Here is a 26,370-nt window from a genome sequence, read left to right on the forward strand (position 1 = left end):
GCGACCTGGAAAGGTCCGTCGTAGAGGGTAACAACCCCGTAGTCGAAACTTCGTTCTCTCTTGAATGTATCCTGAGTACGGCGGAACACGTGAAATTCCGTCGGAATCTGGGAGGACCATCTCCCAAGGCTAAATACTCCCTAGTGATCGATAGTGAACCAGTACCGTGAGGGAAAGGTGAAAAGCACCCCGGAAGGGGAGTGAAAGAGATCCTGAAACCGTGTGCCTACAAATAGTCAGAGCCCGTTAATGGGTGATGGCGTGCCTTTTGTAGAATGAACCGGCGAGTTACGATCCCGTGCAAGGTTAAGCTGAAGAGGCGGAGCCGCAGCGAAAGCGAGTCTGAATAGGGCGTTTAGTACGTGGTCGTAGACCCGAAACCAGGTGATCTACCCATGTCCAGGGTGAAGTTCAGGTAACACTGAATGGAGGCCCGAACCCACGCACGTTGAAAAGTGCGGGGATGAGGTGTGGGTAGCGGAGAAATTCCAATCGAACCTGGAGATAGCTGGTTCTCCCCGAAATAGCTTTAGGGCTAGCCTTAAGTGTAAGAGTCTTGGAGGTAGAGCACTGATTGAACTAGGGGTCCTCATCGGATTACCGAATTCAGTCAAACTCCGAATGCCAATGACTTATCCTTAGGAGTCAGACTGCGAGTGATAAGATCCGTAGTCAAGAGGGAAACAGCCCAGATCGCCAGCTAAGGTCCCAAAGTGTGTATTAAGTGGAAAAGGATGTGGAGTTGCTTAGACAACTAGGATGTTGGCTTAGAAGCAGCCACCATTTAAAGAGTGCGTAATAGCTCACTAGTCGAGTGACTCTGCGCCGAAAATGTACCGGGGCTAAATACACCACCGAAGCTGCGAATTGATACCAATGGTATCAGTGGTAGGGGAGCGTTCTAAGTGCAGTGAAGTCAGACCGGAAGGACTGGTGGAGCGCTTAGAAGTGAGAATGCCGGTATGAGTAGCGAAAGACGGGTGAGAATCCCGTCCACCGAATGCCTAAGGTTTCCTGAGGAAGGCTCGTCCGCTCAGGGTTAGTCAGGACCTAAGCCGAGGCCGACAGGCGTAGGCGATGGACAACAGGTTGATATTCCTGTACCACCTCTTTATCGTTTGAGCAATGGAGGGACGCAGAAGGATAGAAGAAGCGTGCGATTGGTTGTGCACGTCCAAGCAGTTAGGCTGATAAGTAGGCAAATCCGCTTATCGTGAAGGCTGAGCTGTGATGGGGAAGCTCCTTATGGAGCGAAGTCTTTGATTCCCCGCTGCCAAGAAAAGCTTCTAGCGAGATAAAAGGTGCCTGTACCGCAAACCGACACAGGTAGGCGAGGAGAGAATCCTAAGGTGTGCGAGAGAACTCTGGTTAAGGAACTCGGCAAAATGACCCCGTAACTTCGGGAGAAGGGGTGCTTTCTTAACGGAAAGCCGCAGTGAATAGGCCCAAGCGACTGTTTAGCAAAAACACAGCTCTCTGCGAAGCCGTAAGGCGAAGTATAGGGGTGACACCTGCCCGGTGCTGGAAGGTTAAGGAGAGGGGTTAGCGTAAGCGAAGCTCTGAACTGAAGCCCCAGTAAACGGCGGCCGTAACTATAACGGTCCTAAGGTAGCGAAATTCCTTGTCGGGTAAGTTCCGACCCGCACGAAAGGTGTAACGATTTGGGCACTGTCTCAACCAGAGACTCGGTGAAATTATAGTACCTGTGAAGATGCAGGTTACCCGCGACAGGACGGAAAGACCCCGTGGAGCTTTACTGTAGCCTGATATTGAATTTTGGTACAGTTTGTACAGGATAGGCGGGAGCCATTGAAACCGGAGCGCTAGCTTCGGTGGAGGCGCTGGTGGGATACCGCCCTGACTGTATTGAAATTCTAACCTACGGGTCTTATCGACCCGGGAGACAGTGTCAGGTGGGCAGTTTGACTGGGGCGGTCGCCTCCTAAAGTGTAACGGAGGCGCCCAAAGGTTCCCTCAGAATGGTTGGAAATCATTCGTAGAGTGCAAAGGCATAAGGGAGCTTGACTGCGAGACCTACAAGTCGAGCAGGGACGAAAGTCGGGCTTAGTGATCCGGTGGTTCCGCATGGAAGGGCCATCGCTCAACGGATAAAAGCTACCCCGGGGATAACAGGCTTATCTCCCCCAAGAGTCCACATCGACGGGGAGGTTTGGCACCTCGATGTCGGCTCATCGCATCCTGGGGCTGTAGTCGGTCCCAAGGGTTGGGCTGTTCGCCCATTAAAGCGGTACGCGAGCTGGGTTCAGAACGTCGTGAGACAGTTCGGTCCCTATCCGTCGTGGGCGTAGGAAATTTGAGAGGAGCTGTCCTTAGTACGAGAGGACCGGGATGGACGCACCGCTGGTGTACCAGTTGTTCTGCCAAGGGCATAGCTGGGTAGCTATGTGCGGAAGGGATAAGTGCTGAAAGCATCTAAGCATGAAGCCCCCCTCAAGATGAGATTTCCCATAGCGTAAGCTAGTAAGATCCCTGAAAGATGATCAGGTTGATAGGTTCGAGGTGGAAGCATGGTGACATGTGGAGCTGACGAATACTAATAGATCGAGGACTTAACCATATAATATGTAGCAAATGTTATCTAGTTTTGAAGGAATATGCCTTCAATAGTTTGGTGATGATGGCAGAGAGGTCACACCCGTTCCCATACCGAACACGGAAGTTAAGCTCTCTAGCGCCGATGGTAGTTGGGACCTTGTCCCTGTGAGAGTAGGACGTCGCCAAGCTATTTATATCATCGCGGGGTGGAGCAGTACGGTAGCTCGTCGGGCTCATAACCCGAAGGTCGCAGGTTCAAATCCTGTCCCCGCAACCAAATGGTCCCGTGGTGTAGTGGTTAACATGCCTGCCTGTCACGCAGGAGATCGCCGGTTCGACCCCGGTCGGGACCGCCATTTTATATAAAGAAAAGAACGAAACAAATTGTTTCGTATTTTTTTATTTGTTTTAACAAAAAACTAATAAAGACAGTCAAACTATCCTTAGGACAACTCCTAAGGACTTTTTTATATATTCAAAACCTGTATAATAAAGAGCAGAGAACATTGTGAGTAAAGTAGGTGAAGTCTGTGAGCAAATATGAAGTAACAACAAAATCTTCTGAGGAAACACAAAGGTTATCAGAAAAACTAGGTGAACTCGTAGAGGCACAAGATGTAATTATTTTAGAAGGAGATCTTGGAGCTGGTAAGACGACTTTTACAAAGGGACTAGCAAAAGGTCTTGGAGTGAAAAGAGTTGTAAATAGTCCTACCTTTAATATTATTAAAGAATATAAAGGAAGATTACCGCTATATCATATGGACGTGTATCGCTTAGCAGAAAGCGAAGAGGACTTAGGCTTTGATGAGTATTTCTACGGTGAAGGAATTACGGTAGTGGAATGGGCTCATTTAATAGAAGCATATTTACCGAATGAAAAGTTACAAATTAGTTTATTCCATGCGGGAGATGACACAAGAAAAATTATACTCGAGCCAATTGGAGATCGCTATATTAGATTATGTGAGGAGCTATTACAAGATGAAAGTACTAGCAATTGATACTTCAAATTACGTAATGGGTGTATCCCTTATTGAGGAAGGAAACGTGATTGGGGAAATTATTACAAATTTGACGAAAAACCATTCTGTACGTCTTATGCCAGCTGTAGAGCAACTGTTAAAAGAATGTGGTGTAAAACCGAAGGAATTAACTAAAATCGTAGTAGCTGCTGGACCTGGATCATATACAGGTGTTCGCATAGGCGTGACAGCGGCAAAAACATTAGCTTGGTCACTTCAAATACCAATTGTAGGTGTATCAAGTTTAGAGGTAGTAGCTGCAAACGGTGCTAACTTTAATGGGTTAATTTGTCCTTTATTTGATGGAAGACGTGGGCAAATTTATACTGGATTATATACATATGAAGGAGAGCAGTTAACTTCAATAGAAGAAGACCGAATTATTCTTATTGTGGACTGGTTGCAAATGTTAAAAGATAAAGGACAGCCTGTTTTATTTATCGGTAATGATGTTAAATTGCATAAAGAAATAATTATAGAACATTTAGGTGATCAAGCTGTATTCGCTCCGTTTACTAAAAATAATCCAAGACCAAGTGAGCTAGCATTCTTAGGGTTACAAAAAGAAGAACAAGATGTGCATACGTTTGTTCCGAGCTATCTTCGTTTAGCTGAAGCTGAAACAAAGTGGTTAGAAAGTCAAAACAAGTAGGGGCCTTGCAGAAGATGGATATGATATTTAGAAAGATGGAACTTGATGATATTGCTCAAATTGTAGCTATTGAAGAAGTGTCTTTTTCAACTCCTTGGACTGCAGATGCCTTTCACCGTGAATTAACGATGAATGAACATGCACATTATATTGTGTTAGAAAAAGATGGTCGTGTAATCGGATATTGTGGATTGTGGATAATTATTGATGAATCACATATAACAAATATAGCTATTTTGCCAGAATACCGAGGTCAAAAATTAGGAGATGCCTTATTGAAAGCAGTTATTTCAGAAGCGAAAGAACTAGGGGTAAAAACAATGACGCTTGAAGTACGTGTATCAAATGAAGTAGCAAAGCAGTTATACAAAAAATACGGATTTCAAAATGGTGGAATTCGTAAACGATACTATGCAGACAATCAGGAAGATGGTCTTGTAATGTGGGTGAATATATAATGGGAAAAAATACGATTATACTTGGGATTGAAACGAGCTGTGATGAAACAGCGGTAGCGGTTGTTAAAAATGGAACGGAAATTATTGCGAATGTCGTTGCATCACAAATTGAAAGTCATAAACGTTTTGGCGGCGTTGTACCAGAGATTGCATCCCGTCATCATGTAGAAGAAATTACAGTTGTGTTAGAAGAAGCTTTAAAAGAAGCAAACATCACATTTGATGATATTGATGCAATTGCTGTAACAGAAGGGCCTGGTTTAGTAGGAGCACTTTTAATTGGGGTAAATGCAGCGAAGGCAGTAGCTTTTGCACATGATATTCCGTTAGTCGGTGTTCATCATATTGCTGGCCATATTTATGCGAACCGTTTAGTAAAAGAAGTTCAATTCCCGCTATTATCACTTGTTGTATCTGGTGGGCATACAGAACTTGTTTATATGAAAGAACATGGTTCATTTGAAGTAATTGGTGAAACGCGAGATGATGCAGCTGGAGAAGCATATGATAAAGTAGCTCGTACGTTATCTATGCCATATCCAGGTGGTCCTCATATTGATCGTCTTGCACATGAAGGAGAACCAACAATTGATTTGCCTCGTGCATGGCTAGAACCGAATTCATATGATTTTAGCTTTAGTGGATTGAAATCAGCAGTTATCAACACTGTGCATAACGCGAAACAACGTGGTATAGAAATTAAACCAGAAGATTTAGCGGCAAGTTTCCAAGAAAGTGTAATAGATGTACTTGTAACGAAAGCAGCTCGTGCAGCAGAGGCTTATAATGTAAAGCAATTACTTCTTGCTGGTGGAGTAGCTGCTAATAAAGGACTTCGTGCGCGATTAGAAGAAGAATTTGCACAAAAAGAAAACATTGAACTAATTATTCCACCGCTATCTTTATGCACAGATAATGCAGCAATGATTGCAGCGGCAGGGACAATTGCGTATGAACAAGGCAAGCGTGCAACATTAGCCTTAAATGCGAATCCAGGATTAGATATTGAAGCATAGTTATGCACATAATTAACCACAGCTTGTGGATAAAACCCATGTTATCTGTTGATAATGTGGGTTTTATTGTGTATATAAAGTGTTGGTAACTTTTTCGTTGGCTGTGGATAATGTGGAAAAGTTGGTTTAATAGTTATTTTATAAAGGTGGATATGTGTATAAACTTGTGGATAAACTAGATGAAGTCTGACCTTTGAGTGTATTGTTTTTCGGGAAATAAAAAGCAAGAAGATATCCCCGAAAAACATTTTTTAATATCCCTCCATTATAGAGGGTGCTGATATTGTCAATCCTTGTCGGTAAATCGATATTTCGTGTCGAATCGTTTATGTATATAGGGTTACGATAGATGTATTTGAAAAATCGTTGATATATTCCCAGTTACCATTGATATATCCAAAAAATTATTTATGTACTTAAAGAAAAAAGATGTCGCATAGTCAAAAATCATGACTGATGAGACATCTTCCTTATTTAAATACTCTTATACATGCAGCTCTTCCCACTCTGCCATACAAGTTTCAAGCTGTTCTTGTAGCGTTTGCTTTTTAGTTGTAATTTCACTAGCTTTTTCATAATCTGCATATATTTCTGGTAAGCAAAGTTGATCTTCTAACGTAGCAATTTCTTCTTCTAAGTTTACGATATTTTGTTCTAGCTCTTCAATTTTTCGAGTGCGTTGACGTTCTAATTGTTTACGCTCTTTTTCTTCGAGATAATTTAATTTTTCTTGAGCTACAGTTTTTTGAACAGGTGCCTGATTTTCTTGCTGTTCTTGTTGTTCAAATGCTGCACGTTCAATCATTTCATTTTTCTTCTCCACATAGTAATCGTAATCCCCTAAATATTCCTGTGCGCCTTCTGTTGATAACTCAACCACAGTCGTTGTTACACGGTTAATAAAGTAGCGGTCATGTGAGACAAATAGAAGAGTCCCTGGATAATCAATTAAAGCATTCTCTAAAATCTCTTTACTATTTAAATCAAGGTGGTTCGTAGGCTCATCCAGAATTAATAAATTTGACTTTTGCATCATAAGTTTCGCAAGAGCTAATCGAGCTTTTTGTCCGCCACTAAGGGAAGATACTGGTTTCAGTACATCATCTCCTGTGAATAAAAAATTCCCGAGTATAGTACGGATTTCTTTTTCAGGTTGCAGTGGATATTCATCCCATAGTTCATTTAAAACTCGTTTAGAAGATGTTAAGTTTGCTTGTTCTTGATCATAATAACCAACAGATACATTTGATCCGAAAGAAACATTACCATTTAATAGTGGTAACTTATTCACAATAGATTTTAATAATGTGGATTTCCCAATTCCGTTTGGACCAACTAAGGCAACACTATCTCCGCGAGTTAAGCGCATAGTTACGTGTTCAATTATAGGGTCCTCCTCATAGCCGATGGTCGCATCTTTTACTTGTAAAACATCATTTCCACTTTGTTTTTCAATATCAAAGTGGAATGATGCTGACTTAGAATCCCCTAATGGTCTCGTTAATAATTCCATTCTGTCTAGTTGTTTACGGCGACTTTGAGCACGTTTCGTTGTAGAAGCGCGAGCTATATTCTTTTGAACGAAGTCCTCAAGTTTTGCGATTTCATCTTGTTGTTTTTCGTAACGTTTCATTTCTTGATCATATAATGCTGATTTTAAGTCTAAATATTTACTGTAGTTACCAACAAATCGTCTGCTTTCTTTATTCGAAATTTCATATACTTGTGTAACGAGTTTGTCTAAGAAATAACGGTCATGGGAAACGATTAATATTGCGCCAGGATAACCTTGTAAATATTGCTCAAGCCATGTTAATGTTTCGATGTCTAAATGGTTTGTAGGCTCGTCCAAAATAAGTAAGTCTGGTTTTGTTAATAATAATTTCCCGAGAGCTAATCTTGTTTTTTGCCCGCCACTTAAAGTAGAGATCGTCGTCTGGTGTGTTTCAACTGGGAAGCCAAGGCCGCTTAAAATGGAGCGAATATCCGCTTCATATTGATATCCACCTTGATCTTTATAATTGAGTTGCAATTGGTCATAATCAGCTAACAATCTTTCATATATAGCTTCGTTTGAAAAGTTTTCTTCTTTTCCCATTTCTTGCTCAAGCCTTCGAAGTTTTGTCTCCATTTGCTGTAAGTGGGTAAAGACGGTTAGCATTTCATCCCAAATTGTTAAAGACGTTTCTAGGCCGGTATTTTGAGCTAAATACCCGATTGAGACATCTTTCGGTTTTATAATTTCGCCACCATCATGTGATAACTCACCAGCGATAATTTTTAATAATGTAGATTTTCCAGCTCCATTCCTTCCAACTAATGCGATACGATCTTTTGTTTGTACTTCCAATTTTATGTTTGCAAGAATTGTTTCTGCACCGTATAATTTCGAAAGTCCATTTACTTGTAATAAAATCAATGTTCTCACCTCAAATAATTTCTTAACTTTGCCATGTTTATATTTCTCAATCATACTAAAAATAGTGTATAGTTTAAAATAAAGAGAGAATACTTCTTCTCTTTATTATACAAGGAATTTAATGAGTGCTAAACTTCTGTATTTGATTAAAGTATATGAATAAAGATAGGAAGAGAGGAGAGGTCATATGGATCAGCAAAAGATTCCACAAGCCACTGCTAAAAGATTGCCTCTATACTATCGATTTATCCAAAACTTATCTCTTTCTGGTAAGCAGCGTGTTTCATCGGCCGAATTGAGTGAAGCGGTAAAAGTAGATTCCGCAACAATACGAAGAGATTTTTCGTATTTTGGAGCGTTAGGGAAAAAGGGATATGGATATAACGTAAATTATTTATTATCATTTTTCCGCGAAACACTTGATCAAGATGATATAACGCGTGTAGCACTTATTGGAGTAGGTAATTTAGGGACCGCTTTCTTACATTATAATTTCACGAAAAACAATAATACAAAAATTGAAATGGCATTTGATGTTAGTGAAGAGAAAGTTGGAACAGAAATCGGGGGCATTCCTGTATATCATTTAGATGAATTAGAAGAGAGATTATCAAATGATATACAAGTGGCAATATTAACAGTACCGGCTACAGTAGCGCAAGCTGTAGCAGATAGGTTAGCTGAAACGAGCGTGCACGGTATTTTGAATTTTACACCAGCACGATTAAACGTATCAGAGAATATTAGAATTCATCATATTGATTTAGCTGTAGAGTTACAAACATTAGTTTACTTTTTGAAGAACTATCCACAATAAAACGCAGAGGAAGCGACCTCTGCGTTTTATTATTGTTTCTTCTTTGTGAATTTAACTAATATAAGGCGAAGTGCCAAATTAAAATCAATTGTTGCCATAACTGCAAATAGTATTGTCCACACATTCCAGATTGTATCTGTCACGTTCGTAATGGCGAAGCGTGTAAAGATACATCCAAGAAGGAAGTATAATGCAGCCATGAACAATGGTGAGTTTCTCATACAAAAAATCCTCCGATAAATCCTTGCATTTTTTCAGCTTCTTTAATCATTTCTTGAATTTGCTCATTGCTCATAAAAATTTGCCCAATAGCGACTAATGTATTCATCGCAACATGAGCTGCAATAGGAACGATAATGCGCTTCGATTTTACATATAAAAAGGCGAATACGAGCCCCATAGAAGTGTATACCAATAAGTGAGTAAAATCAAAATGAATTGCTGCGAATACAAGCGAACTAATGATAGCTGCAACGAAGAAATTAAACCTCTTATAAAGCGTGCCGAATAGAATTTTTCTAAATACGATTTCTTCTAAGATAGGTCCAATTATAGATACAACAATAAGGAACCAAGGTATCGTTCTTGCGATGTCCATTAGTCTGTCTGTATTCTCAGATCCACGTGGAACCCCTAATACATACATTTCAATCATACCTGCAATGGATTGTGAGATGATTGCTAAGAAGAATCCGATGAAAACCCATCCAATTGTAGCTGGAACAGAAGAGCGCGTTGCATCTAAATGCCTGTCACGAATATCTGTTCTAAGTAACCAAAGTACGATACATAATGCAACAAAGAAGCTAATAATTGCCCAGTGTCCCGTTATGATTTGTCCTTTTTCCTCAATGGTAAACCCTCTATTATCATAGAGTCCTGTTTTTAGGAGAAGTGGTAATCCAACAACGCCAGATAACTGCATTAAAATGTATGTAACGATAACCCACCAATATTGTTTTTTCAAATGGTTTAACCATCCTTTCTAACTATAGTGTATGAGATAAGTTAGGATAACATGTGAATATGCTACCTACGATATAAACCTCACTTAAATTATGTTTTTTTCGTAAATCCTTATTTGAAATTATAATAGAAGACAGGAGAAAGTTGTGTGTATAGCGAAAACAACTTAGGGTGTCCTTTCATATTGTAACATACGAGCAGTGGAAACAATGCTTCATATAGTAAAGGCGGTATTCTATATAGAAAGTTTATATAGTAATTTGCGAAAAAATTATGATTTTTTTACTTGCAAAAGAAATTGAGATTATTTATTATTATAAGTGTGTTAGCACTCGGGTGACTTGAGTGCTAATAAATAAAATTTACATAACAAAATGAGGAGGTTATTGTTCATGCTAAAGCCATTAGGTGATCGCGTTGTAATTGAGCTTGTTCAAGCAGAAGAAAAAACAGCAAGTGGTATTGTATTACCAGATACTGCAAAAGAAAAACCACAAGAGGGTAAAGTTGTTGCAGTAGGTACTGGTCGAGTGCTTGAAAATGGTGAGCGTGTTGCTTTAGAGGTAGCAGCAGGTGATCTTATCATCTTCTCAAAATATGCAGGTACTGAAGTGAAATATGAAGGTACAGACTACTTGATTTTACGTGAAAGTGACATTTTAGCAGTTATCGGTTAATTATATAAATCTTAAAAAATCCAAGGGGGTCAATTATTATGGCAAAAGATATTAAATTTAGTGAAGAAGCACGTCGTTCGATGCTTCGCGGTGTCGACACTCTTGCAAACGCAGTAAAAGTAACGCTTGGACCAAAAGGTCGTAACGTTGTACTTGAGAAAAAATTTGGTTCACCACTTATTACAAATGATGGTGTAACAATCGCAAAAGAAATCGAATTAGAAGATGCATTCGAAAACATGGGTGCGAAATTAGTAGCAGAAGTTGCTAGCAAAACAAACGATGTAGCTGGTGACGGAACAACAACTGCAACTGTATTAGCGCAAGCTATGATTCGTGAAGGTCTTAAAAACGTAACAGCTGGTGCTAACCCAATGGGTCTTCGTAAAGGTATCGAAAAAGCTGTTACTGCTGCAATTGAAGAATTAAAAACGATTTCTAAACCAATCGAAGGCAAATCTTCTATCGCACAAGTAGCTGCTATTTCTGCAGCTGACGAAGAAGTAGGTCAATTAATCGCTGAAGCAATGGAGCGCGTTGGTAACGACGGCGTTATTACTTTAGAAGAGTCTAAAGGATTCACAACAGAATTAGACGTAGTAGAAGGTATGCAATTTGATCGTGGATATGCATCTCCTTACATGATTACTGATTCTGACAAAATGGAAGCAGTTCTTGATAACCCATACATCTTAATTACTGACAAAAAGATTTCTAACATCCAAGAAATCTTACCAGTATTAGAGCAAGTGGTACAACAAGGTAAACCACTTCTTATCATTGCTGAAGATGTAGAAGGCGAAGCTTTAGCTACATTAGTAGTGAACAAACTTCGTGGTACATTCAATGTAGTAGCTGTTAAAGCTCCTGGATTTGGTGACCGTCGTAAAGCAATGCTAGAAGATATCGCAATCTTAACTGGTGGCGAAGTAATCACTGAAGAATTAGGTCGTGACTTAAAATCTGCTACAGTTGAATCTTTAGGACGTGCTGGTAAAGTTGTTGTTACAAAAGAAAACACAACTGTAGTTGAAGGTATTGGAAATACAGAGCAAATCGCAGCTCGCATTGGTCAAATTCGTGCGCAATTAGAAGAAACAACTTCTGAATTCGATCGTGAAAAATTACAAGAGCGTCTTGCGAAACTTGCAGGTGGCGTAGCAGTAATTAAAGTCGGTGCAGCAACTGAAACTGAGTTAAAAGAGCGCAAACTTCGCATTGAAGATGCACTTAACTCAACTCGTGCAGCAGTAGAAGAAGGTATCGTTGCAGGTGGTGGTACTTCACTTATGAACGTATACACGAAAGTAGCTTCTATTGTAGCTGAAGGCGACGAAGCAACAGGTATCAACATTGTACTTCGTGCACTAGAAGAGCCAGTTCGTCAAATCGCAATCAACGCTGGTCTAGAAGGATCTGTAGTTGTAGAGCGTCTAAAAGGCGAAAAAGTAGGTGTTGGTTTCAATGCAGCTACTGGCGAGTGGGTTAACATGCTTGAGTCTGGTATCGTAGATCCAGCTAAAGTAACTCGTTCTGCACTTCAAAACGCAGCATCTGTTGCAGCTATGTTCTTAACAACTGAAGCTGTAGTAGCTGACAAGCCAGAACCAAATGCACCAGCAATGCCTGACATGGGCGGCATGGGCATGGGCGGTATGGGCGGAATGATGTAATTTAGGTGTAAAAACCTTGTTATATCAACATTTATAAGTCTTTACACCTAATATAGTGTCCGGAAAAGTGACCGATATTAGTCAATAAGATTTTTAGAGAGGTCTTTCATTAAGTTACTAAACTTATTGGAAGCCTCTTTTTTTATGTTCTTTGTCATGTGTGCGTATATGTCCATTGTTGTATTAATATCGGAGTGACCGAGTCGTTCTTGTATCTCTTTTATGTGTACATTTGCTTCAATTAACAAAGAGGTATGGGTATGTCTAAATGAATGAGGTGTTACTTGTTTTTGTATAGATGTTTTCTTAAGTAATCGCTGCATTCTAATTGATAAATGCTTAATTGTCTTAGGATAACCTTCATTGGTTGAAAAAATAAAATCATTGTCTTTATAAAAAGGTTTGTTATCTTTTATTATTTTTTCTTGTTGTTGTTTGTGTTGCGTTAGCATATCTACTAAAAGAGGGTCTATTGTTATTGTACGAATGGAACCCTCTGTTTTTGGTGTCAGTAATGTATATTTTAACTTGTTGTTTGTTGGATTGTAGTAAGTTTTTATAACTCTTAGTGTATGTTCGTCAAAATCAATATCAGACCACTTTAAAGCGATCATTTCGCCTATTCGTAAGCCAGTATACGCTAGCATAGTAAAGGCTAATAAGTCACCTTCTAATCCATCATTTTTAGTAATCGTTAGAAATTCCTCTAATTCTTCTTTTTCAAGAAACTTTTCATGAATTTCATTACCTTGTTCAAGATCAGAGACAGTTTTCTTTTTTTTAGGTAGTTTAATTCCTTTAGTTGGTATCTCTTTAATCAATTTATTTTCTTGAGCATACACAAAAACCATATTGGTAGATGAATGAATACTTGAAATATAATTGGAACTGAAAGTATTTGCTAACTTATCTATTGTATCTTGGTATGCTTTTTTAGTGATTTTTTGAATAGGTATTTGTCCAAAATCATCAATAACACGATCTAAAGCAATTTTTCTTGCTCTTATGCTACTTACTTTTGCTCCTTGAGATTCATAATGCTTTAACCAATCCTTACACATTGTTTCAAAGGTTATTTTTAATGGTTCGATATATTCGCCATTATGAAATTGTCTTTCGAATAAAGCAGCTGCAAGTTTTGCATCTTTTTGAGTTAAAAAACCAGACTTACTCTTTTTTATTTCCTTTTTTGTTACGGGATCAGTACCCATATATGCACGGAACGCCCACTTTTTTCCCTTTTTATAGATGTATGCCATGAGATCACCTTTTTTTATTGGGTTTATTATTTTAATAAAAAATTGCCGAAGTAGGAAAGATATAGCAAGATTTAAAATTATCCTTTAAGTTTATTTCAAAAATCTCGGAATTACTTGTTGTTTTAAAAGTTAAAGTTGAATCTAAAAAACCAAAATATAAATCATCTTTATAAACAATACTGATATGCGTTTCTTTGAAATATTTGTTTAGAAAATCCTGTTTAAATTCAGGGAAATAATGTATTAACAAATCACAGTTTTTTGTTAATAAATCACATTTGTTGTTGTTATTCACACGAACTAAAATTTCAAAGTGATTTTCTTTAGAAGGGAAAGGAGAATTTTTCATTTTGTAATACAGGTGTTGTTTTTGTTTCATATTTTCCAAATTGACATTTAAGTTTCCAACAGTCTTAATAAATGCTGCTTCTTCTATTGGAAAAGCAAAAGTATCTGTATAGCGGAACTCATTATTAACTAATGTCTCCAAAACGCTCACAATATCCTGAATACTACGAAATAGTTTTATTTTATCTTCAAAGGAAAAATATTTTGCATGTTCAAACACCTCATCTACTAAACTTAATTTTTCAAGTGATGATGTTTCTGATTGCATAATTTCATAAACTTGTTTTTTTAAGTCTTTATGATTTGAAATTAATTTTAAATAGTTGTTTACTTCCTTTAGAAAATCAACTTTCCATTGAGGAATTTTGCTATTAATAGTTTTTTTAACCTCTTCTATATTTGAAATCTTTATGTTATTTTGCTCTAACTCATGAGCTAATTTACGAATTTCTAGAGCAGGTATAATGGACGGAAGAAATTTTTCTCCATCAGGAAAAAATTTTTCTAAGTTATTAAAAATGAAATTTTCCATATTTCCATATAGTAGATCATCAATTGTTATATCGCCTATTTCAGAAATTATTTTTATTCTTTTATTATTTGGTAATGTGCTTCCTTTTTCCCACTTTGAAACAATGCTTTTTCCGGCATTATCAACAAGCTTACCGAATTCTTCTAATGTCAATCCTTTATCTCTTCTTATTTCAGCAATCCTCATGCCTACTGCTTTTTTATCTATGTCCATTTAGTTTCACCTCTTGAAACAAATTATAATATACCTAAATAAAAAAAGAAACATCAAGTTTCATAAAGTGTCATTTTATTGTTGACTAATGGAAAAAGGACTGTTACTATTGAGGTGTCATAAAGTTTCATTCGGATAGGAGGAGGGGGAATCTTGAAAATAAAACCTGAAGGTTATAGAAAATTGATTGGTTTAACACAGAAGGAATTAGCGGAACTTTTCGGAATATCTGTTCAGGCTTTAAGAAGAAAAGAAAAAGGTGCTACAGCGTATAAAGATAGAGAAAAAGTAATTTTAAGAGATTTAATTAGGGAAAAAGGTCTATCTAAAATAACTATTGATGAAATTTTTTTTACATAAAATGTGTCATAAAGTTTCATAGAAAGGGGGTGGTCTGAATTGTTTAATGTTCAGATTGATGAAAAGATGGTTAATTCAATGTTGGAAAAAGCTATTAATGAAAAAGTCGAGGAATTGGCTAAAGAAAAATACTTTATGACTTATAAAGAGTTGTCCGAGTATCTAAACATTAGTAAACCGACCATTGAAGAACGGTTAGTCAAAAATGGATTACCATACTATAAAGTTGGGACCAAGTATCTGTTTAAGAAAAATGAAGTAGATGAATTTTTGGATGATATGACTTCCAATATGAATGTTACTAATAACGATATAAAACTTTATCAAAGTTTGCTTTAAACTAAATAGCACTTTTTGTTTGTCAGATGGTCGAATTGCGGACCGAAAATAAATGTAATGTTGGAACTTATAGCTGAAAAAGACGGTTGCGACGTCAATACATAATAAGGGGGGAATATATGAACGGAGTATTTGTAGCAACAAGGATGATGAAAGGGCATGAAGTAAGAAAGAAATGTGCAGAAGCGAAGAACAGTCCTACTTTGCTGCTAGCTATGGAATTAGCAGCTAAAAAACGTTTATATGAAATGAATAATAAATAAGGAGAGAAGAAATATGGATCAATTAGTAGCAATCAATGAGAAACCCAATTTAGCAGATTTAATACCAAAAAAGAATTCATTAGATTTCAAAGATGTTTCTTATGAAGAAAGTAATTTGAAAAATTTCACAAGTGAACTTGATGGTGAATTGGGATCGCTGGGAGTAAGTGTTGCGACCTTAACAGATGTAGAAGTTCTTTTAGCGCACTTAGTAGAGGATATGGATACAGCTGTATACAAAGGTGAGGAAATTTATTGTTTTCGTGGATTTCATAGAAAACTAAGAGTGTATTGGCGTCTACTCAATCATACGATAAATGAATTAAATAAAGAATATGAAAGAGTGGATGAGATTAAAGATGGATTATTCACGGAAGTGGTTAAAGCAAGTAAGGAAAATCAATAAAAAAGATATATGAATTAGAGGTTCATATATCTTTCAAAGGATTTGTTTAACTGGATCTATTTTAACATCAAGTTAATTTAACAGCAATGGAGGTGAAAAATATGATTGATCATTTTAATAATATACCGACAGAATTAAAAAACTGTCCTCAATGGGTGCTTTGGCGCAAAGAGAAACGAGATGGTAAACCGACAAAGGTTCCCTACCAAGTAAACAGCAAAATGGCACAGGCGAATAATCGTAACACTTGGTCAAGTTTTGAAGAAGTGGTAGAAGTATATCAGCAAGGTGGATATAACGGAATTGGATTTGTTTTTAGTAAACAAGATGATTACGTTGGAATTGACTTGGATAAATGCGTTGTAGACGGAGATTTATCTGAATTAGCCCAGGATATTATGAATATTGTTCCAAGTTACACTGAATACTCACCAAGTGGTAATGGGATCCACATCATTGCAAAAGGAAAGATACCTTTGAGGGGAGTAGGTACAGGCAAGAAAAATCCTACTATTGGATTGGAAGTATATAGGCACGGAAGGTATTTCACGTTTACGGCTAATAGTATAAATAATCTTACTGTGGAAGAATCAACCGAAAACTTAAAAATTCTCTTTCAAAAGTATATAGAGAAGAAGGAAGTGCCTGCAGCACCAAAAACACTGGCTGTTCCAAGGGAAAGTAACATAAGTAATCTCTCAAACTCAGAACTATGGGAACGAATGTTTAATAGTAAGAATGGTAGAACTATTAGAGATCTATTTTGTGGAATGCTTATAAATAGTGATCATTCTTCCACAGATATGGCTCTTACTAATCACTTAGCATTCTGGACGGATAAAGATCCAATGAAAATGGATTCTATGTTCCGTGAAACAAGTCTTATGCGGGATAAATGGGACAAGCCACATTCTTCTGATGGTCGTACATATGGACAAATGACAATTGAAAAGGCAATTGAATCTACCCACAGTTCTGTTTCGGATTATAACCATAGTTCTGATTACAACCGAAAAAATGACGTTCATTGTTTGGTAAATGAACAAGTTGAAACAAATGGTATAAAAAAAGGCTCATGGTGGAGCGAAAATAACGGAAGGACTAGTTTTTTACATCATATCATGGTCGAGTACATTTTACAGGAAAATAAAATTGTGCGTTTTCCAAATGAAGATGGTGATATCTATGTTTACAACAAAGCTACTGGAATATATGAACTTGATAAAACGTGTAGGAAGTTACGTTCACTCGTTCGTGATGCGGAGATATTAAAAAGAAATCAAGTGCGTGAAGTACAAGAATACATTATGGATATGTCACCAGTAGTAAATGAAGAATCCAAGAATTATATAGCAGTAGAAAATGGTTTATTGCATCTTGATAGTATGGAATTTAAAGAGTTTACACCAGAGGTATTTGTAACCAAAAAGATACCTACAAAATATAATTCAAATGCTTTTGATTCATTTGTTGAAAGAACGCTGATGAAAGTATCTGATGGACATTTACCTACTATCAAAAATATTCATGAAATGTTTGGAGCGGTTTTGTATCCAACCTTGTTAGTTCCGAAAATGTTTTATCTGTATGGACGTAGCGCCCATAACGGGAAATCTACGGTTTTATATATGATACAGAAGACATTCAATTCTGGGGAGAACATATCAGCGATAAGTCCGCAGAAATTGGCGGAAAATGCCTTCGCGGGTAGTAGCATTTATGGGAAATTGGCAAATATCGTAGATGATCAACCCGATGAGGTAATACGTGATAGTGGAACATTAAAAACTATCATTACAGGTGGGTATGTCGATATCGAATATAAAGGAAAGGGTAGTCAAACAGTACAAATGAATACAGTATGTATTACAGCTAGTAATCACTATCCTAATTTTAGGGAGCATGGCAATCAGATTAATAAACGACTGCATATTTTACCGTTTGATCATAATTTTATGAATGACTCAGAACGTATATCAGAAATGGAAAGCATGAAACAACTTGAAACAGTAAGTGCAAGGGAATATGTCTTGAAATTGGCGATAGATGCTATAAAAGAAATGAAAAAACGCAAGGTTGATATTTTAACATACAACGAGAAGGCGGAGGAAGCGAAACAGAACTTTATGGAATACAATGATCCACTTGCCGACTTCTTTTTTGAATATGATAAGCAGTTTTTTGAAGAAGTTAGAGGGACGGATGCTCTAAAGGCATATGACGAGTGGTGCAAAGATAACCATGTTCAGCATCCATTAGGGCAAAAACAATTCAAAGATGCTGTTTGTACTAAGTATGGTATGGAGTGGAAAGATAAAAAAGTGAAAATAAATGGTACATCGAAAACAGTGAAGGGGTTTAAGTCAAAACCAGCAACTTATTAGCAACCAGTATGAACCTTAGAGCCATAAGAGATTGAGCCGTTCGTGTTGCGTAATCAGCAACCTTTCAGCAACCAGCATTAGCCTTAGGGCCATAAGGGTTTGAAGTGTTCTGGTTGCTAGTTTATAGATTTATTAAATTAAAAATGTATTTATGTAGATAACAAATATATTTATTTAATCAATTGTGGGATAAATGCAAGAACGGAGATATGGTAAAGAGCAACCAGCAACCAAACATGTACAAACCTTAGAGCTGTAAGGGATGAACAAGGTTGCTGAAAGGTTGCCGCAGTTTCTAAAATCGGCAACAAAAAATGGAGATGAGTAAATGGCAATTAAAAAAGTTCCAATCGTATTAGCAATTGAACGTGATGCAGCAGGAAATCTGAGTACATGGTGCCCGGCGTGTGACTGCTACCATCATCATGGTACCGGTGAAGGTCATCGGCAATCACATTGTTCAAACGAAGATAGTCCTTATATTCACACAGGCTATTTCCTTAAGAGAATGAAACTATCGGGTAAAGAGATTGTGGCCAAATAGTAATCTAAGTAGGTGATATGTAATTGAATTGGTTGAAAGACTATCAGAAATTAGAACAGGACATTGCTTATTTGGAATACAAATTAGATAAAACAAAGGCTGAACTAAAACGCTGGATCAGTGGCGACTTACAGAATGTTCGTCTAACTGCTGAGTCAGATGGCGCAAAAGTAGAAGTGTATATTGAAGCAATTGAGTATGAACTGGCTCATAAGCTGAATGATATGTATAAACTGAAAAAGTTAGTAAGTACATTCAAAGGATTAGAAAATAGAATACTTAAGCTGAAATATATTGATGGTATGACGTTAGAACGGGTAGCAGAGGAGTTAAATTATAGTACAGGCTATATTAACAAGAAACATGCTGAGATTATGAGAAGAATCAAGTTTGCAGAGAGATTAAGGGCAGGAGGATGAGAACTGTGGAAGATATTGAGCAAAATGTAAGCATAGATCTATTTGGACATGTAGAAAGCATTCGGTTTAAAGATAGTAAGTTGATTTTATTCTCATTTATTGATGATATGCGTGGAGAATTGCTTTGTGCAGCTTATAAGGATGAAAGTATCCTTTATTACCATATTGAAAGAGATAAAAGATACCATTTGCAGGTGAATTTAAAGGGATTTATGAAAGAAGCTGAAAATGGTGAAATGTACCTAAACAATGGTTTATACGTCAAAAAAGTTTATGTAGAAAAAGAGTAAGTTTTATACCCCCCTGTCCAAATTTTATTTATCGACCATCTGGGGGGATAGGGAGTGGGGGTGCAAACGCGCACCTCAAAATGATTTTTTGAAAAAATTCGTTTTTTTGTTGTACTACGAAACTAATAAACTATCTAGAAAGCGTTGATATGGCAGTTTTTATTGAGGGAAATCGTTTTGTCACACTTGTTGTCGCGTGACAAATAAAAAAGCACGATAAACCTATTCATATCAATAATTAGAGGTTTGTTGTACTTGTTTTGTTGTACTACAAACATTATCGAAAAAAGTGGGGATGTTCTGGCTTCGATTTGTCGATAATTGTCGAATTAAACATGAAGGGAGGTGTCGGAAATGGTTAAACGTTATGAAACTGCATCTATGGTTGGAAGGGAAGAAAGAGCCAAAGCAGAACTTGGAAAAGAAGTGCAGCTAAGAACTAGTATTTTGAAACAGATAGATGCTGCATTGAAAAAAATAAATGTCTCACAAAAAAGACAGCGGATGTGATGTAAATGGAAATAAGATGCTCAGTTAGTGAACTTAAATTAACGACACGTAGTGATAATAAGGAAAGAATAATCAGTGGTTATGCTGTCAAGTGGGACAAGTGGTCTAATAAGATACTTGGAAGTAGAAAACAATTTTATGAGAAGGTAAAAAAGGGAGCATTTAAAAATTCCTTGGGAGAAAGAGACCAAATTGCATTATTTAATCACAATAAAAATAATTTTTTAGGAAAGATTCAAGATGGTAGTTTAACGTTGGAAGAAGATAGCGTAGGTCTAAGTTTCAAGTTAATACTTCCTGATAATAATCTAGGACGAAAAGTATATCAGGAAGTAACTAACGGCAAATTATCACACGTTTCTTTTACTTTTGTAGATGAAAAATCAAATTGGGAAACTAAAGGTGAAGATGAATATAGAACTATTGTAAAGGCGCGTTTACGTGAAATTAGTCCGGTATATAGTCCGGCATATCCTGATACAACAGTTGTGGAAGGAGATAAACGACAACATTTGTTGATGAAAGGACAAATCGATCAGTCCTTGTTTGAGATTGAAAGAAGAGCATTACTTGATGAGATTAATAGGACTTTGAAAAAATTTAAATACAATTAAAAACAAAATATAAGGAGAATTATAACATGACTACAACAATTAAAAATAAAAAAGAAATTCGTACAGCATTTACAAACTACTTACTAGGAAATACTTCTGCAATGGAGGTTCGTACATTAGGTGTGGATGTTAATAATGGAAAAGCTACGATTCCTAAAAGTATTGCTGAAGAGATTATTAGTTATGTGGAACAAGAAAATTTATTACGTAAATATGGGAAGGTTGTAACAGTTAATGGGAATTTAGGATATCCGGTATTAACTGGTGATACAAAAGTTGAAGTTGGGGTTAATAGCAAAGAGCGTGATGATGAGAATGAAATTGAAGTCAATCATTTGGGATTAACAGCTGAATTGTTAGAGCCTGTGGAATTTGATTCTATTTCAACCATAAAGAAAAAACTATTGAAGATGACACCAATGAGTGTAAGCGATTTGGTAATTGACGTAATGAAAAAGGAATATCTAAAAAAAGAAATGGATTATATGTTTAATGGTACAAATGCAACGGCATTTAATGAAGGCTCATTGTTAAATAAAACGAAAGTATTTACACCAACGCAAACCGAACCAGTAGCAATTATTAAAGAATTAAAAAATAAGCCTTCTACTAGTGTAGCGAATAAAGCGAGATGGATTGTAAATAAAGCTGCTCTTGAATATGTTGAAGATTTAAAGTTACCAAATGGAGAACCGGCTCTGAAAACAATCGATCGTGTGGATGGTGGAGTAAGCTACATGTTATTAGGATTCCCACTAGATTGTACAGATGTTGTAAAAGGATCAGTAGATACAGCAGCAGTATTTTACTTTGGTGACTTTTCATCCTTCGTTATTCAAGAAAACGCTAATGGATTAGAAGTTGAGGTAATGCCAGAAAGATATGCTCTTATAAATGAAGTTGGATTTAAGCTATACAACCTTCTTGATGGAAAATTAATCTATTCAGAGGTAGAACCAACTGTTTATCGTTTGGAGATTAAATAAGCGCTAATAATATAAAAGCAACGTTTACCAAATTGGTGACGTTGCTTTTTGTGTGTGGTTTATTGTCGTGTTATGTAGAAATTAACTTGAATTTCTTGTAAAATAAAAAAAGACAAGAGGTATAGGACAACCTACATGCCTTACAATAATATGCACATATAATATACTAGAATTAGAGAAGAAAGTCTAGTATATTAAGGGATGGGATTTAGGTTGCCTCTATCAAGAGGAGGGAACTATGTGAATCGTTTAAGATTTAAAAACGTGGTTGCAAGGGATCGTTTGTTATACCACGTTGAAGAACTTGGAGTAGAGTGTAATAAACGCAGTATGGATGATATGTATGAAAAATTATCCGAAGTAAATTTACCTTTAGTGAAATCGGTTTATAAGGAATATGAATTTGCTGGGAAAACCTCTCTTAATATCTTTGAAATTTTAGATTTTCCTAGTAATTTAAATAACAAAAAAGCTTTTTTGAACCATGTGAAAAAGAAATTGGGTATAAATACAAATATATTGAATGTACATTTAAGACCAGCAATTAATGAACAACCCAAAGTTAACTACATTGAAGAGTTTGAAAACGGATATCGTATAGAGTGGGTTTCAGGTACTTATAAAGAATCTACAAATGGGTACGAAATAATTAACAGGTTAGATACTAAATATGTTACAACAATTGTTCGGTTAGGAAGTCCTGTGTTCATTGAAATTAGAGCGGGATATACATTTGCTCTATCTTATTTAAAACTATTTAAAAGTTTTTTATCAGAAAGTGAGTTGCCGGTGGAATTTCAGCATATACCTTTAACAAAGGTAACAGAAGCAGAAGCGATATTAATTGCCGAGACGTTAAAAGCAGGGTTACTTGAAGGAGAGCATTTGGGGAGTAATGGAATTGGAAAATATGCTGTTTCGGCTGATCGTGATACAAGTGATTTAAGAAAATTGCCAGAGTATCAGTCAAATTTTGTGGGGAAACGATATTTAGCACAAACTTTAAATGTTCCATATAGAGATGAAGATACAGGATATGTTACGAGTATTAAATTTAAGATTAGCATGAACGGTGGCTTTGAATTTAAGACAAAAGTAAACGAGAAAATCATAAGAAGGATATTTGATGTCTTTGCAGAAGTAAGGTATAAAAAGGTGGCCAGTGGAGAATAACATAATTATTTAAATGGAAAGGTGGGGGGAGAAGATGGGATTTGATACTTACGCAGTAGATAAAGTGCTTGAAACCTTAGCAATAAAAGATGAGAAACGCTTTAATGCCTATCAAGTTGCTCACCTTTCCAATCAAGAAGATGTAGACCAAGTCAATGATTATTTATTATATAAAGCACAAGGGCCATTTGCCGTATTGATTGCTAAAATTGAAGTTTTATGTCCTGAAAATCATCCGGATGCACAATTTCAATTAGGAGAACCCTTACCTGATTATGAGATAGAATGTTATGTTTGTGGAGAGGAATATATACCAGATATTAATCGTTCGCACTTAGTTTTTTATTTTACAGATCAGTATTTAGAAAATGTAAAAAAAAAAAGTTTGTTGACGGTGGTAGCAATTTAGCGACTGATCAAATCCCGCAGATGAATCAACTTATGTGGATTCCGGATTTAATAAAAGCAGGGAAAATTATTATTATTAATAATGGGGGAATAGATATGAGTAAGAATGATTTTAGTGGTTGGGATGTAAATGCAAAAAATAGTCCTTTCGCAGTAGGTACAAAAGCAAAAGTCAAAGCTGATTATAAAATTCTTGAGCAAAATACTAATGTGTCAGAAGAATTATTGAAACTTCTAGAAGTTTCAGAGTTGGATGCACAGCAAAAACAAGAGATGAAAGAAATTATTGAAGTCGCTGCAGAAGAAGTAGGGAACGACAATCCGAAAAAGCCAATTGTTAGGGGATTGCTTAATAGTGCAACAGCTATTATGGACACGGTGGCGAAATCTCCACAATTAATTACGGCGTTTGAGAAATGGTCTACTTATATTGGTGGATTTTTAGGATAAAGTAAAAAGTATCTCATAGGAGATGCTTTTTTATTTTTGAAGTTTAATGATTGGAAATTAGAATCCCCCCTATCAAAAATTAAAATTTTCTCTCTGGGGAGGATAGGTAGCGTAGGGGGCATTTCTATCGTTAGACAACATTTTTAAAAAATAAAGGGGGGTGTGAAATGTCTACGAAAATCTATAAATTATTACATAATAAAAGCCACAACTCATATGAGTGTGACTTAAATGTTTTTATTCAGCTTCGAAGCGTAAAGTGATTAAAACTCCTAGTGTGAGTTCAGTAATTATAACTACGTCTTTGTCTTTTTCATCATCATAATCGACTGATTTTGTTTTTCCGCCTACAAAATTAGCTGAAACACTTGTTATTGATTCTGAGTCTAGTAATTTACCAATTTCAACATTTTGCTTCTTAGGTACATGGCCTATGTGAAATTCTTTATTGTCTAAATTAACAATTACCTTAATAGCATTTTTATCGAATTCATTATCAGGATCTTTTACAAATGAGATATAATCACCAAATTCAACATCTTCAAATTCAGATGCTTCTACCCACATTTCTAGTAATTCTTTATTAGTATATCCACCGTATGATTCAATATTATATTCTTTGGCAATTGCACGAGCAATTCGTTTTAGAAGTGACTGTATATCTTTACCTTTGTCATTATCAAAAGTAACCCCTGCGACATTAAAAGTAAGGGAGTTACTGGTATCTAATTCAATTGGTAAAGGGGCTGGAATTGGTTCCGATTCTTGTTCTAAAGTCTGTTGTTCGGGTATGATTTCTTCAGTTTCTGTTCTAGACTCTTCCACATATGTATTTATTACTTTCACCACTTCTTCCTTGATATTTTCTACTTTAGATTCATGATGAGTGTGGATGTTCGTGTTAACATGGTCTATTTCGACTGTATTAGTTTCTAAATCGGATATTCTTCTGATTTCTTTTTCTTTTGCTTTAAAATCCTTTTTATATTGCTTAAAATCCTGTTTATCAACTCTAAATTTCTCGCCAGTAGCTACATTCTTGACTACGTATGTTTTAACTATGTATGAATAATAGATAATAAATAAAATATAAGATATCACAAGAGTTGGGATAGCCAAGATAATTGCTGTAATAAACAATATAACATCTAAGGGAGTAGGTATTCGTTGTAAGATTATTCTCTTTCCGGCAGCAGCTTCAGATTGCTGTAACTGTTGTATACGTTGTATCGATGCAATTGAATCATAACTCATAAAAAAACCTCCTTAAAATGATACCTAAATCATACCAATTTTATGCAACAACTGTAAATATTACATTTCGATAAATTGATTAAAGGTATTAATATGTCTCAAAGCGAACTTACCTATATTCCAAATGTAGTTGATTCGATATATATATTGAAGGTTATGTATATAAAGTAGTAGAGAGTTTCTTTATTTAGATAACCTTTATGTTGATTTAAAAGTATCATTTTGGTGTAAAGGAATTAAATAAGTAAAGGTTATGAAAGTATTCCATACGTAGTGCTTTTTATTAAATGAGGATTATGTGGGGGATGAATTAAAGCGAAATAATTTTTATTTTAAAGTTAAATGAAAAAGCATCCATAAAGGATGCTCTTTCCGATATGTTGATTTCATTTTGAAGAGTCTTTTCTTGTTTTAATTTTTGAATACTTTAAATATACCTTTGATGAAAAATCACATACGTAAAAGGTTCCATTTTCCTCTTTGTATTTTTCGTGGAATACACTTCTTTTATCATCGATAATAAAATTATGTATTAATTTTAACTCTGCTATGTCTTTTTCATTAATGATTTCCATAAGGTATTGTGGTTGAGAAGTTTTATTGAATTGTTTGCTTAAATATAGATAAAAAGAGCTCATGAATAAAGGGACGACGATAGTGATTAATATTAAATCGTAATTGCTACTTTGAAAGATATTTACGTGGAAAAAGCAACAATAAAAAAACATAAAACTAAACATATGAATTATAGAAAGACATTTTATAGATCGATTGAACCAATTAACTTTAAGGAGTTTTTTAGGTAAAAGACTTATTGGTATAAGAATTAAAAAGAGTAAAGTAATTAATATATAACTTAGTTTATACAATGGTTCTAAAATAAATGCATAGTTGGTTATTAAATTGGGTATAAAGAACTTGAGGTAGAATGAAGGTATAATGAATAGCGACAGTGCAATAATAAAAATATCCTGGCAAAAGGAAAAGATATTTAGTTGTTTCCGTGTAACTTTATCCTTAAATAATTGATCGAATTCATTGGTAGTGGAAGATTCCATGTAGAATGAACCCAATCCTTTTATGATCCCCCACACCCCTATGGCTGCGCCTGCAATTTTAGCCATATCAGCAATTTCGGTAAATGACATATAGTGTACATCCTCCTTTGAGAATTTGGATTTAATATTCCAACTGAACTATTATATCATGAATTTATCATATTATTAATGCTGCTATACATCCATTCTTTATAGGGTTTTCGGTGTCCGGAAAGTGTCCGAAAGGGTTTTGGATTGTGCATTTTTAAGTAATGGAATTGCTCGAAAATATTGATATAATAGCCTTTTTTGTGTCTGTTTT

At 35.9% G+C, this 26,370-nt stretch carries 28 protein-coding genes, 2 tRNA genes and 2 rRNA genes (1 of these 32 running past the window's edge); 25 read left to right on the top strand and 7 right to left on the bottom strand.

Annotated elements, in window-relative coordinates:
• The 8 genes from JFU02_RS20580 to tsaD all read left to right on the top strand — a co-directional run.
• Positions 1 to 2,578 (top strand): 23S ribosomal RNA (locus JFU02_RS20580); it begins 343 nt to the left of the window's first position.
• Positions 2,579 to 2,628: 50 nt separating this feature from the next.
• Positions 2,629 to 2,744, top strand: a 5S ribosomal RNA gene (gene rrf / locus JFU02_RS20585).
• Between the two features lie 12 nt (positions 2,745 to 2,756).
• Positions 2,757 to 2,833: transfer RNA gene (locus JFU02_RS20590), tRNA-Met, on the top strand.
• Positions 2,834 to 2,836: 3 nt separating this feature from the next.
• Positions 2,837 to 2,912, top strand: a tRNA-Asp gene (locus tag JFU02_RS20595).
• Between the two features lie 174 nt (positions 2,913 to 3,086).
• Positions 3,087 to 3,560 carry a tRNA (adenosine(37)-N6)-threonylcarbamoyltransferase complex ATPase subunit type 1 TsaE gene (gene tsaE / locus JFU02_RS20600; RefSeq protein ID WP_000049642.1) on the top strand — a complete coding sequence of 158 codons (474 nt, stop codon included), beginning with the start codon at positions 3,087 to 3,089 and terminating at the stop codon, positions 3,558 to 3,560.
• A complete protein-coding gene (gene tsaB / locus JFU02_RS20605) occupies positions 3,541 to 4,233 on the top strand; it encodes a tRNA (adenosine(37)-N6)-threonylcarbamoyltransferase complex dimerization subunit type 1 TsaB (RefSeq protein WP_000865770.1) in 693 nt (230 codons plus the stop codon). Before tsaE ends, tsaB begins: the two co-directional genes overlap by 20 nt.
• 14 nt (positions 4,234 to 4,247) lie before the next feature.
• Entirely contained in the window at positions 4,248 to 4,691 is a 444-nt protein-coding gene (rimI, locus tag JFU02_RS20610; protein WP_000367207.1) for a ribosomal protein S18-alanine N-acetyltransferase, read from the top strand.
• Entirely contained in the window at positions 4,691 to 5,707 is a 1,017-nt protein-coding gene (gene tsaD, locus JFU02_RS20615) for a tRNA (adenosine(37)-N6)-threonylcarbamoyltransferase complex transferase subunit TsaD (RefSeq protein ID WP_086406025.1), read from the top strand. The genes rimI and tsaD overlap by 1 nt, the downstream gene beginning before the upstream one ends.
• A gap of 484 nt (positions 5,708 to 6,191) precedes the next feature.
• On the opposite strand, the gene JFU02_RS20620 is transcribed toward tsaD, so the two are convergent.
• A complete protein-coding gene (locus JFU02_RS20620; RefSeq protein WP_242488083.1) occupies positions 6,192 to 8,126 on the bottom strand; it encodes an ABC-F family ATP-binding cassette domain-containing protein in 1,935 nt (644 codons plus the stop codon).
• 187 nt (positions 8,127 to 8,313) lie between these two features.
• Here JFU02_RS20620 and JFU02_RS20625 point away from each other — a divergent pair, with 187 nt between their 5' ends.
• Complete coding sequence (locus JFU02_RS20625) at positions 8,314 to 8,943, top strand: redox-sensing transcriptional repressor Rex (protein WP_000372699.1); 630 nt, start codon at positions 8,314 to 8,316, stop codon at positions 8,941 to 8,943.
• A gap of 29 nt (positions 8,944 to 8,972) precedes the next feature.
• Here JFU02_RS20625 and JFU02_RS20630 read toward each other — a convergent pair whose 3' ends face one another.
• The gene (locus JFU02_RS20630) at positions 8,973 to 9,164 is read right to left on the bottom strand and encodes a YdiK family protein (protein WP_001246204.1); all 192 of its coding nucleotides are present in this window, start codon (positions 9,162 to 9,164) and stop codon (positions 8,973 to 8,975) included.
• Positions 9,161 to 9,910: a CPBP family intramembrane glutamic endopeptidase gene (locus tag JFU02_RS20635; RefSeq protein ID WP_061667828.1), complete on the bottom strand. Its 750-nt coding sequence runs from the start codon at positions 9,908 to 9,910 to the stop codon at positions 9,161 to 9,163. The genes JFU02_RS20630 and JFU02_RS20635 overlap by 4 nt, the downstream gene beginning before the upstream one ends.
• 391 nt (positions 9,911 to 10,301) lie before the next feature.
• On the opposite strand from JFU02_RS20635, the gene groES reads away from it, so the two are divergent.
• Entirely contained in the window at positions 10,302 to 10,586 is a 285-nt protein-coding gene (gene groES, locus JFU02_RS20640; RefSeq protein WP_000917311.1) for a co-chaperone GroES, read from the top strand.
• Between the two features lie 38 nt (positions 10,587 to 10,624).
• Complete coding sequence (gene groL, locus JFU02_RS20645; RefSeq protein ID WP_001029992.1) at positions 10,625 to 12,259, top strand: chaperonin GroEL; 1,635 nt, start codon at positions 10,625 to 10,627, stop codon at positions 12,257 to 12,259.
• A gap of 77 nt (positions 12,260 to 12,336) precedes the next feature.
• Here groL and JFU02_RS20650 read toward each other — a convergent pair whose 3' ends face one another.
• Together JFU02_RS20650 and JFU02_RS20655 are read right to left on the bottom strand one after the other, a co-directional pair.
• Entirely contained in the window at positions 12,337 to 13,518 is a 1,182-nt protein-coding gene (locus tag JFU02_RS20650; RefSeq protein WP_201071540.1) for a site-specific integrase, read from the bottom strand.
• Between the two features lie 31 nt (positions 13,519 to 13,549).
• The gene (locus JFU02_RS20655) at positions 13,550 to 14,611 is read right to left on the bottom strand and encodes a helix-turn-helix domain-containing protein (protein ID WP_201071541.1); all 1,062 of its coding nucleotides are present in this window, start codon (positions 14,609 to 14,611) and stop codon (positions 13,550 to 13,552) included.
• Between the two features lie 153 nt (positions 14,612 to 14,764).
• Here JFU02_RS20655 and JFU02_RS20660 point away from each other — a divergent pair, with 153 nt between their 5' ends.
• The 14 genes from JFU02_RS20660 to JFU02_RS20725 all read left to right on the top strand — a co-directional run bounded on the left by JFU02_RS20660 (position 14,765) and on the right by JFU02_RS20725 (position 23,757).
• On the top strand, positions 14,765 to 14,971 hold the full coding sequence (locus tag JFU02_RS20660; protein WP_201063701.1) for a helix-turn-helix domain-containing protein: 207 nt from the start codon (positions 14,765 to 14,767) through the stop codon (positions 14,969 to 14,971).
• A gap of 39 nt (positions 14,972 to 15,010) precedes the next feature.
• Positions 15,011 to 15,310, top strand: coding sequence for a helix-turn-helix domain-containing protein (locus tag JFU02_RS20665; protein ID WP_201063700.1), 300 nt, complete (start codon positions 15,011 to 15,013; stop codon positions 15,308 to 15,310).
• 119 nt (positions 15,311 to 15,429) lie between these two features.
• Positions 15,430 to 15,573, top strand: coding sequence for a hypothetical protein (locus JFU02_RS20670; protein WP_172795160.1), 144 nt, complete (start codon positions 15,430 to 15,432; stop codon positions 15,571 to 15,573).
• 13 nt (positions 15,574 to 15,586) lie between these two features.
• Positions 15,587 to 15,979 (top strand): hypothetical protein, encoded by a 393-nt coding sequence (locus tag JFU02_RS20675; RefSeq protein ID WP_201063698.1) that lies wholly within the window; start codon positions 15,587 to 15,589, stop codon positions 15,977 to 15,979.
• 101 nt (positions 15,980 to 16,080) lie between these two features.
• Positions 16,081 to 18,363: a phage/plasmid primase, P4 family gene (locus tag JFU02_RS20680; RefSeq protein ID WP_201063695.1), complete on the top strand. Its 2,283-nt coding sequence runs from the start codon at positions 16,081 to 16,083 to the stop codon at positions 18,361 to 18,363.
• Positions 18,364 to 18,691: 328 nt separating this feature from the next.
• Positions 18,692 to 18,907: a hypothetical protein gene (locus tag JFU02_RS20685; protein ID WP_201063694.1), complete on the top strand. Its 216-nt coding sequence runs from the start codon at positions 18,692 to 18,694 to the stop codon at positions 18,905 to 18,907.
• A 23-nt stretch (positions 18,908 to 18,930) separates the two neighbouring features.
• A complete protein-coding gene (locus JFU02_RS20690) occupies positions 18,931 to 19,326 on the top strand; it encodes a sigma factor-like helix-turn-helix DNA-binding protein (protein WP_201063692.1) in 396 nt (131 codons plus the stop codon).
• A 5-nt stretch (positions 19,327 to 19,331) separates the two neighbouring features.
• A complete protein-coding gene (locus tag JFU02_RS20695; protein ID WP_201063690.1) occupies positions 19,332 to 19,616 on the top strand; it encodes a hypothetical protein in 285 nt (94 codons plus the stop codon).
• A gap of 354 nt (positions 19,617 to 19,970) precedes the next feature.
• Positions 19,971 to 20,126 (top strand): hypothetical protein, encoded by a 156-nt coding sequence (locus tag JFU02_RS20700; protein WP_170957393.1) that lies wholly within the window; start codon positions 19,971 to 19,973, stop codon positions 20,124 to 20,126.
• A 5-nt stretch (positions 20,127 to 20,131) separates the two neighbouring features.
• The gene (locus JFU02_RS20705; RefSeq protein WP_201063688.1) at positions 20,132 to 20,740 is read left to right on the top strand and encodes an HK97 family phage prohead protease; all 609 of its coding nucleotides are present in this window, start codon (positions 20,132 to 20,134) and stop codon (positions 20,738 to 20,740) included.
• 26 nt (positions 20,741 to 20,766) lie between these two features.
• Entirely contained in the window at positions 20,767 to 21,726 is a 960-nt protein-coding gene (locus JFU02_RS20710) for a phage major capsid protein (protein ID WP_201063686.1), read from the top strand.
• A 240-nt stretch (positions 21,727 to 21,966) separates the two neighbouring features.
• Positions 21,967 to 22,899: a hypothetical protein gene (locus tag JFU02_RS20715; RefSeq protein WP_136804766.1), complete on the top strand. Its 933-nt coding sequence runs from the start codon at positions 21,967 to 21,969 to the stop codon at positions 22,897 to 22,899.
• A 34-nt stretch (positions 22,900 to 22,933) separates the two neighbouring features.
• Positions 22,934 to 23,308 carry a hypothetical protein gene (locus JFU02_RS20720; protein ID WP_201063685.1) on the top strand — a complete coding sequence of 125 codons (375 nt, stop codon included), beginning with the start codon at positions 22,934 to 22,936 and terminating at the stop codon, positions 23,306 to 23,308.
• A gap of 95 nt (positions 23,309 to 23,403) precedes the next feature.
• Positions 23,404 to 23,757: a hypothetical protein gene (locus JFU02_RS20725; RefSeq protein WP_242488084.1), complete on the top strand. Its 354-nt coding sequence runs from the start codon at positions 23,404 to 23,406 to the stop codon at positions 23,755 to 23,757.
• A 237-nt stretch (positions 23,758 to 23,994) separates the two neighbouring features.
• Here JFU02_RS20725 and JFU02_RS20730 read toward each other — a convergent pair whose 3' ends face one another.
• Complete coding sequence (locus tag JFU02_RS20730) at positions 23,995 to 25,011, bottom strand: HIRAN domain-containing protein (RefSeq protein ID WP_201063683.1); 1,017 nt, start codon at positions 25,009 to 25,011, stop codon at positions 23,995 to 23,997.
• Between the two features lie 386 nt (positions 25,012 to 25,397).
• Positions 25,398 to 26,159 carry a hypothetical protein gene (locus tag JFU02_RS20735; protein WP_201063681.1) on the bottom strand — a complete coding sequence of 254 codons (762 nt, stop codon included), beginning with the start codon at positions 26,157 to 26,159 and terminating at the stop codon, positions 25,398 to 25,400.
• Positions 26,160 to 26,370: the final 211 nt, after the last annotated feature.

Origin of the sequence: Bacillus sp. TH13 (assembly GCF_016651175.1) — a bacterium.
GTDB classification, from domain to species: Bacteria; Bacillota; Bacilli; order Bacillales; family Bacillaceae_G; genus Bacillus_A; species Bacillus_A thuringiensis_S.